Source organism: Binatus sp. (SeqCode) (genome assembly GCF_036522015.1).
Classification (GTDB): domain Bacteria; phylum Desulfobacterota; class Binatia; order Binatales; family Binataceae; genus Binatus.
The window spans coordinates 1-5,893 of sequence record NZ_DATDGQ010000219.1 but is presented as its reverse complement, the minus strand read 5'-3'; the positions used below and the strand labels follow the sequence as shown (position 1 = coordinate 5,893).

The window sequence follows — 5,893 nt, the reverse complement described above, 5'->3', positions numbered from 1 at the left end:
TGCGCGAGCGGCCGCATTTCATCGCGTCCGACGCGGGCACGACAGACGCCGGTCCGTTCGCCCTGGGGAGTGGCAAGGCAGCGTTCGCACGCGACGCGGTGAAACGCGATCTCGCGATCGTGTTGCGCGCTGCGCGTCAGGCTCAAATACCGGTCCTGATCGGCTCGGTCGGAACCGCAGGCGCCGATATCCACGTGGACTGGATGATGGAAATCGTCCGCGAGGTCGTCCGCGCACACAACTGGACGCTGAAAGTCGCGGTGATTCGCTCCGAGCAGTCCAAACCCTATCTTCAGGAACTCTTCAAGAACGGGCGCGTGATACCACTCGACCCGGCTCCGGAAGTGGACGCCGGAACCATCGACCGTGCCGCGCGGGTGGTCGGCATGATGGGCGTTGAACCGCTTCAAGATGCGATCCGCGCAGGGGTTGATCTAGTGATTGCGGGCCGGTGCAGCGACCCCGCCCTCTATGCCGCAATTCCGATTATGCGCGGCATGCCGGAGGGTCTCGCCTGGCACGCCGGCAAGGTCGCCGAGTGCGGGACGATGGTTTGCGAGACGGCGAGCAAGGGTGTGATTGTGGGCTATGTGCGCCGCGATGAAGCTATTATCCGACCGGTCGGCGACGGCTTGCGATGCACGCCGCAAAGCCTCGCCGCTCACAGCCTCTACGAAAGCGGCGATCCCTATCTGCACCAGGAATGTTCCGGCACCCTCGACCTGGCGCAATGCCGGTTCGAACAACTGGACGAGGTCGCGGTCCGCATCACCGGCAGCCGATTCCATCCGGCCGAACGTTATACCGTCAAGCTCGAAGGGGCCGAGAGCGTTGGCTTCCAGAGCATCATCGTCGGAGGTGTCCGGGATCCTTTCATCATACGCCAACTCGACGCGTGGCTGGCGAAGATCAGAGCCTACATCGCGCGGTCGGTCTCCGCTGTACTTGGCGACGCGCTGAAGCCGTCGGACTACAAGATCGTGTTTCATGTCTACGGCCGAAACGCCGTGATGGGTCCACTCGAGCCGCATCCTGACACCATCGCGCAAGAAGTCGGCATCGTCGTCGAAGCTACGGCGCCCACGCAGGCGCTCGCGACCAAGATCGCACAGCTCTGCCGCCAACCGCTGTTGCATGCGCCGATCGCCGAGTGGAAGGGCGCGATCACCGGTTTCGCTTGCCTGCACAATCCGGCCGAAATCGAGCGCGGAGAAGTCTTTCGGTTCTGCTTAAACCACGTCGCGGTGCCAAGGACCAAAACTGAAATGTTCCGCACCGAAATCCTGACGCTGGCGGAGGCTGCATAATGCGCGTCCTGGCCGACATCGCAAGCCTCATTCGCAGCAAGAACGCCGGACCGTTCGTGCTCACCTTCGACATCATGTTCGAAAGCGACGACGACTACGAAATTGTCCGCCGCTCGGGCGCGCTGAGCGTCGGCGTCTTCGCCGAGCTCTACCGCGTTCCCGCAGAGACGGTTCGTTTCTTCGAGTGCGCCAACGCCCGGGCCTTCAAGTTCAGTATTCCGAGGCCATGCTTCCAGGGCGATCTCGGCGACGCCGATCTGCACGGCGGTCAGCAGTTCATTCCGCTTATGTCGATCGAAATCCCGGAGATAGCCGGGCGCTCAGGCAGCGCGGCTAAAGCTTGAAGGTTTTGAGCGCGGTCAGGATTTTCGTGGTCAACTCGCTGTTCAGCGTCATGCCCTCGAGCGCCATCCCTTCCAGTGTCAGGCAAACAAAATGCGGGATCAGCTCGTAGTAGGCGCTGGCTCCTTCGGTCCGTGGAAAAAGTTCCTCGAACGATTGAGTGAGGAACTCCGTGATTCGATCGTTCGCCCCGCTCACTGACTTTTGCAGATACGAGTCGGTGCGGCTCGCGACCACCAGTTCGATCCACGCGGTCGCCAGCCGGTTGTTGGCAATCTCCCAGAGCATATCGATTGCCATCGCTCGCCGATCGTTTTCATTTGTGAGGCGGCTCACCTTTTCTTTAATCTCGCCGAACTTCAGCTCGAAAAGGTGCTCGACCGCACTAGTAAGGAGTTCTTCCTTGCGTGGGAAATGGTAGAGCTGAGCGCCGCGCGAAAGGCCCGCGCGTTCGGCGATTTCCGAAGTCGTCGTGTTCGCGTAGCCTCGATCTATTAGGCATACGATAGCCGCGTCGAGCAGGCGGCGGCGCGTCTCGGCGGTTTTCTCATCCTGCGTCAACCGTGGTCTGAAGTTTGGTGAAGAGGCGCTCATAATGCCCAATCGTAGCAGACTGAGGATCGTTATCAAGGAATCCAGCTAATCGCGACATTAGCCTCGTTACTGGAAGAATATCTCGATGCCAGGTGATATGAATTCTCGATGCCAGAAACTACGGGCGTGACGCTGGAGGTGAAGGGGCGAACTGCCTGGCAGCGTTCGATCGCGCAGTACAGCGATCGACGCGTGTTGCTGATCCTGCCGCTTGGGTTTGCCAGCGGACTCCCGCTATTGCTGACGTTTTCGACGCTGTCGGCCTGGTTCGCTACGACTGGCGTGAGCCGCGCGATGATCGGCACCTTTGCCCTGGTCAGCACGCCGTATGCGCTGAAGTTCTTGTGGTCACCGCTGATTGACCGTCTGCCGCCGCCGATTCCGATCGGCCGGCGGCGCGGATGGGGTATCGCAATTCAACTCGCGCTTATCGCGGCGACCCTCGCGCTGGGCGCGTGCAATCCGAAAGTCGACCTCGCGCGAATGGCATCATTGGCGATCTTGGTGGCATTCCTTTCAGCCAGCCAGGATGTCGTGATCGACGCTTACCGGATCGAAATCCTGACGCCCGAGCAGCAGGGGCCTGGCGCGGCAATGATTCAGACCGGGTACCGGATCGGTCTGCTGGTCGCGGGCGCGGGCGCGCTGATCATTGCGGCTCGCTGGGGATGGTTCGCCGCTTATGCGACGATCGCGGCGCTGTTGAGCGTCGGGATGCTCGTGTTCATCTTCGGGCCTGAGCCGGCGCCGGCGCCAGGGGTGCGGCTGCACGCCGGCGCGACAGGATGGAACGCTTTTCGCGAATGGCTCGCGACTGCTGTGACCGGACCGTTTGCCGACTTCATGCGACGGCCGATGTGGCCGGCGATCGTCATTTTCATCATCGGTTACAAGCTCGGCGAAGCGATGGCGGGCGTGATGGCGATGCCGCTGTACATCTCGCTCGGCTTCTCGCTCAACGAGATCGCCGCAGTCTCGAAGCTGGTCGGATTTATCGCGACGGTCGCCGGCGCGCTGGTCGGCGGCGTGGTGACGTCGAAGCTCGGCGTGATGCGCGCGCTGATCCTGTGCGGGATTCTGCAATCAGCCGGAAATTTGTTTTACGTTCTGCAAGCGGTGGGCGGGCATCGACTGGATTATCTTGCGTTCTGCGTCGCTGCCGAGAATCTCACCGGCGCGATGGCAGGCACTGCGCTGGTTGCCTATCTCTCCGACCTGTGCTCGCCCGCTTTCACCGCGACTCAGTACGCGCTGCTGTCGTCGCTGGCGGCGGTGGGGCGCACGATGGTCGCGTCGTCGGGAGGAGTGCTGGCGGACAGGCTCGGCTGGGTGCCGTTTTTTCTGGTGACTACGGTCGCGACGATTCCGGCGCTCTTGCTCCTTGTATGGATCGCGCGGCGCGATCCTGAGTCTCTGCCTCCGAGCGGAAATCATTTGTCACATAGATAACAATTTACGTCGAATGAACTTCATGTGGCGGTCTTATTCTGCCCGCGCACCAATGACTCTGGTAGATTGGTCGGATGACTTCTGCTCGAGCATCTGGCGTCCGAAGACTGCGCGGACTTAAGAACATCTCCTGGCTCACCGCGCGCCAGCTCGACCGGCTATCGAGCGCGCTTACCGTCAGCGTGGTCGAAAAACGCGCGATCATTATCGACGAGAAACATTCGCACGACACCGCATTCATCTTGTTGGCGGGCGTGGCGCGAATCACATGCCGCAATCGCAAGGGCGCGCGTACGCTGGTAATCATGGTCGCGCCCGGGATGATTCCGGGCTTTCCGCCTCCGGTAGCCGGCATCAGTTACAATTTTCGCTGCGAAGCGGTCACTGTTTGCCGGATAGGGACGATTCAACTCGAAGCGCTGGTCGAAATTTCCTTGGGCGTCGCGTCGGCCGACTTCAAGCGGATGGCGGAGAGTTACCTGGGGCGCTGGGATTTGGTTCAACTGCGCTGCGCAAATTTCATGAGCTGCACTTTGGAAGAGCGGTTGGCGCTGATCCTGCTGGAATTGAGTGAAAATTTCGGCCTTCCCGACCCAAAAGGGATACGGCTGTCGCTGCCGGCCCGACACCGGGACCTCGCCGAACTGGTTGGCGCGTCGCGGCCGCGAATCACCGAGCACTTGATCAGTTTCGAACGCAAACATCTGATCTCGCGCAACAGCCGCCAACTCGTCATAAATCGCGAACGATTGGAAGCCTTTCTCGAGCAAGCTCATATCGCCGCCGGTGACGCAGAGTTCGGGAAAGCACGCCGTAGTTAGCGCCAGCGTGCAGTTGGCGGCTGAAGCTTACAGAAACGCTCGGTTCCCTCCTTCTCTGTTTTAGCGTTCCCTACAGCACGATCCATTTGTTATACAGGTGACATTTCGTTTCCCTTATGGGTTGCACCGGCATACAGTCTAGTGTCTGGACGGTGCAAATTTGAATGAAAGAAATACTTCACGTGAAACCGATCTTGACAGGCTGAGCCGGCTCAAGGCTCTGTCGTGGCTCTCCCCTCCTGAGCTCACGCTTCTCGTTGGCGCGCTGGTACTAGCCAACTACAAACGACACTCGGTGATCCTGCGCGAAAGTTCGCTCGCGCGCGATGCTCACATTTTGTTAGCAGGGATCGCGCGGATTACTTGCCGCAACGCGCGCAATGAGCGCGTCACGGTGGCGATGCTCGCGCCGGGGCCGATCCCCGAATTCCCGGCGCTGCCGCTCAGCCAATCCGGTTTTCAGTGCGAGGCTTACAACGACTGCCGCGTCGGCACGGTGAGTTGGGCCGATTTCGACGGCATCACTATCAACGCAGCCGAGTCCGCCTTCAGACAGTTTCATCGCAACGATCTGAAGCAGTGGTATCGCCTGCTGCTGCGCAGTTCGAGCTTTCTGAATCTCGGCCTCCACGAACGAATCGGCATCGCATTGCTGGAACTATGTGCGGACTTCGGGATCGAGGAGTCGCGCGGGACGGTGCTGCGCGTGTCTTTCAGGCACAAGGACATCGCCAACCTGGTGGGAGCCTCGCGCCCAAGAGTCACCGAACATCTGGCGCGATTGGAGCGCGAAAAGTTCGTGATTCGGCAGGGGCGGCAGCTGGTCGTGCAGGTCGCCAAGCTCTTCGACTCGATGAATGCCCAAGCCGGTGCGCATCTGAATTGACGCGCGGCGTGTGCGCTGCGGATTGACGGGGAAGCCTTGGAGACTGAACTCAACCTGATACGTATCGAGCTAATCGACGATCCGGCGACGATTGCCGAGGTCGGCTTCGAGGCCCGATGCGACGGCGACGACTTGACTTGTCGGCGATGCGGCGATGCGCAGCGAGCGATCGCGGCAATCATGGCGGTGCCGGCCGGGGGACACGCCCGATGGGCGCTCCTGCGCGAATTGTTTGCTGGAAATGCCCTGAAGCGCAGATTCAGCGCGTCAGACCTGCAGATAGAATCTCTCCATAGCTCACGCACTCAAGCCAAGCCGCGCGCGGGCGTATTGTTCCGCGGAATTGTCGAAGTCGATACTGGCGTGCTGCGCGCCGACGTTGACGTTCCGAAATGCGGCCTGAATGGCGCTCTGACCATACACCGCGTGCGCCCCCGAGCCCGAGAACATTCGCGCAACCGCGCGACGGCATAACTCGGCGGCGTAGGCGGCCT

General features: G+C 60.8%; 7 protein-coding genes. 5 read left to right on the top strand and 2 right to left on the bottom strand.

The window, feature by feature from the left end:
* A partial coding sequence (locus VIW95_RS09575) for an acyclic terpene utilization AtuA family protein (RefSeq protein ID WP_331585811.1) occupies positions 1–1,307 on the top strand: 1,307 nt, incomplete at its 5' end.
* A complete protein-coding gene (locus VIW95_RS09570; protein WP_331585808.1) occupies positions 1,307–1,651 on the top strand; it encodes a DUF4387 domain-containing protein in 345 nt (114 codons plus the stop codon). The genes VIW95_RS09575 and VIW95_RS09570, both read left to right, overlap by 1 nt.
* On the opposite strand, the gene VIW95_RS09565 is transcribed toward VIW95_RS09570, so the two are convergent.
* A complete protein-coding gene (locus VIW95_RS09565) occupies positions 1,641–2,210 on the bottom strand; it encodes a TetR/AcrR family transcriptional regulator (RefSeq protein WP_331585806.1) in 570 nt (189 codons plus the stop codon). The two genes, VIW95_RS09570 and VIW95_RS09565, sit on opposite strands and share 11 nt — an antisense overlap.
* Before the next feature lie 141 nt (positions 2,211–2,351).
* Here VIW95_RS09565 and VIW95_RS09560 point away from each other — a divergent pair, with 141 nt between their 5' ends.
* From VIW95_RS09560 to VIW95_RS09550, 3 genes are all read left to right on the top strand, one after another.
* Positions 2,352–3,692: an AmpG family muropeptide MFS transporter gene (locus VIW95_RS09560; RefSeq protein ID WP_331585804.1), complete on the top strand. Its 1,341-nt coding sequence runs from the start codon at positions 2,352–2,354 to the stop codon at positions 3,690–3,692.
* Between the two features lie 74 nt (positions 3,693–3,766).
* The gene (locus VIW95_RS09555; RefSeq protein ID WP_331585802.1) at positions 3,767–4,513 is read left to right on the top strand and encodes a Crp/Fnr family transcriptional regulator; all 747 of its coding nucleotides are present in this window, start codon (positions 3,767–3,769) and stop codon (positions 4,511–4,513) included.
* 160 nt (positions 4,514–4,673) lie between these two features.
* Positions 4,674–5,399, top strand: coding sequence for a Crp/Fnr family transcriptional regulator (locus VIW95_RS09550; RefSeq protein ID WP_331585800.1), 726 nt, complete (start codon positions 4,674–4,676; stop codon positions 5,397–5,399).
* A gap of 297 nt (positions 5,400–5,696) precedes the next feature.
* Here VIW95_RS09550 and VIW95_RS17615 read toward each other — a convergent pair whose 3' ends face one another.
* Entirely contained in the window at positions 5,697–5,849 is a 153-nt protein-coding gene (locus VIW95_RS17615) for a hypothetical protein (RefSeq protein WP_414645282.1), read from the bottom strand.
* Between the last annotated feature and the right edge of the window lie 44 nt (positions 5,850–5,893).

Bases quoted from the DNA above. Each gene is read 5' to 3' on its own strand.
- VIW95_RS09560 (WP_331585804.1), top strand. From the start codon at position 2,352: ATGCCAGAAACTACGGGCGTGACGCTGGAGGTGAAGGGGCGAACTGCC.
- VIW95_RS17615 (WP_414645282.1), bottom strand. From the start codon at position 5,849: ATGTTCTCGGGCTCGGGGGCGCACGCGGTGTATGGTCAGAGCGCCATT.
- VIW95_RS09555 (WP_331585802.1), top strand. From the start codon at position 3,767: ATGACTTCTGCTCGAGCATCTGGCGTCCGAAGACTGCGCGGACTTAAG.
- VIW95_RS09570 (WP_331585808.1), top strand. From the start codon at position 1,307: ATGCGCGTCCTGGCCGACATCGCAAGCCTCATTCGCAGCAAGAACGCC.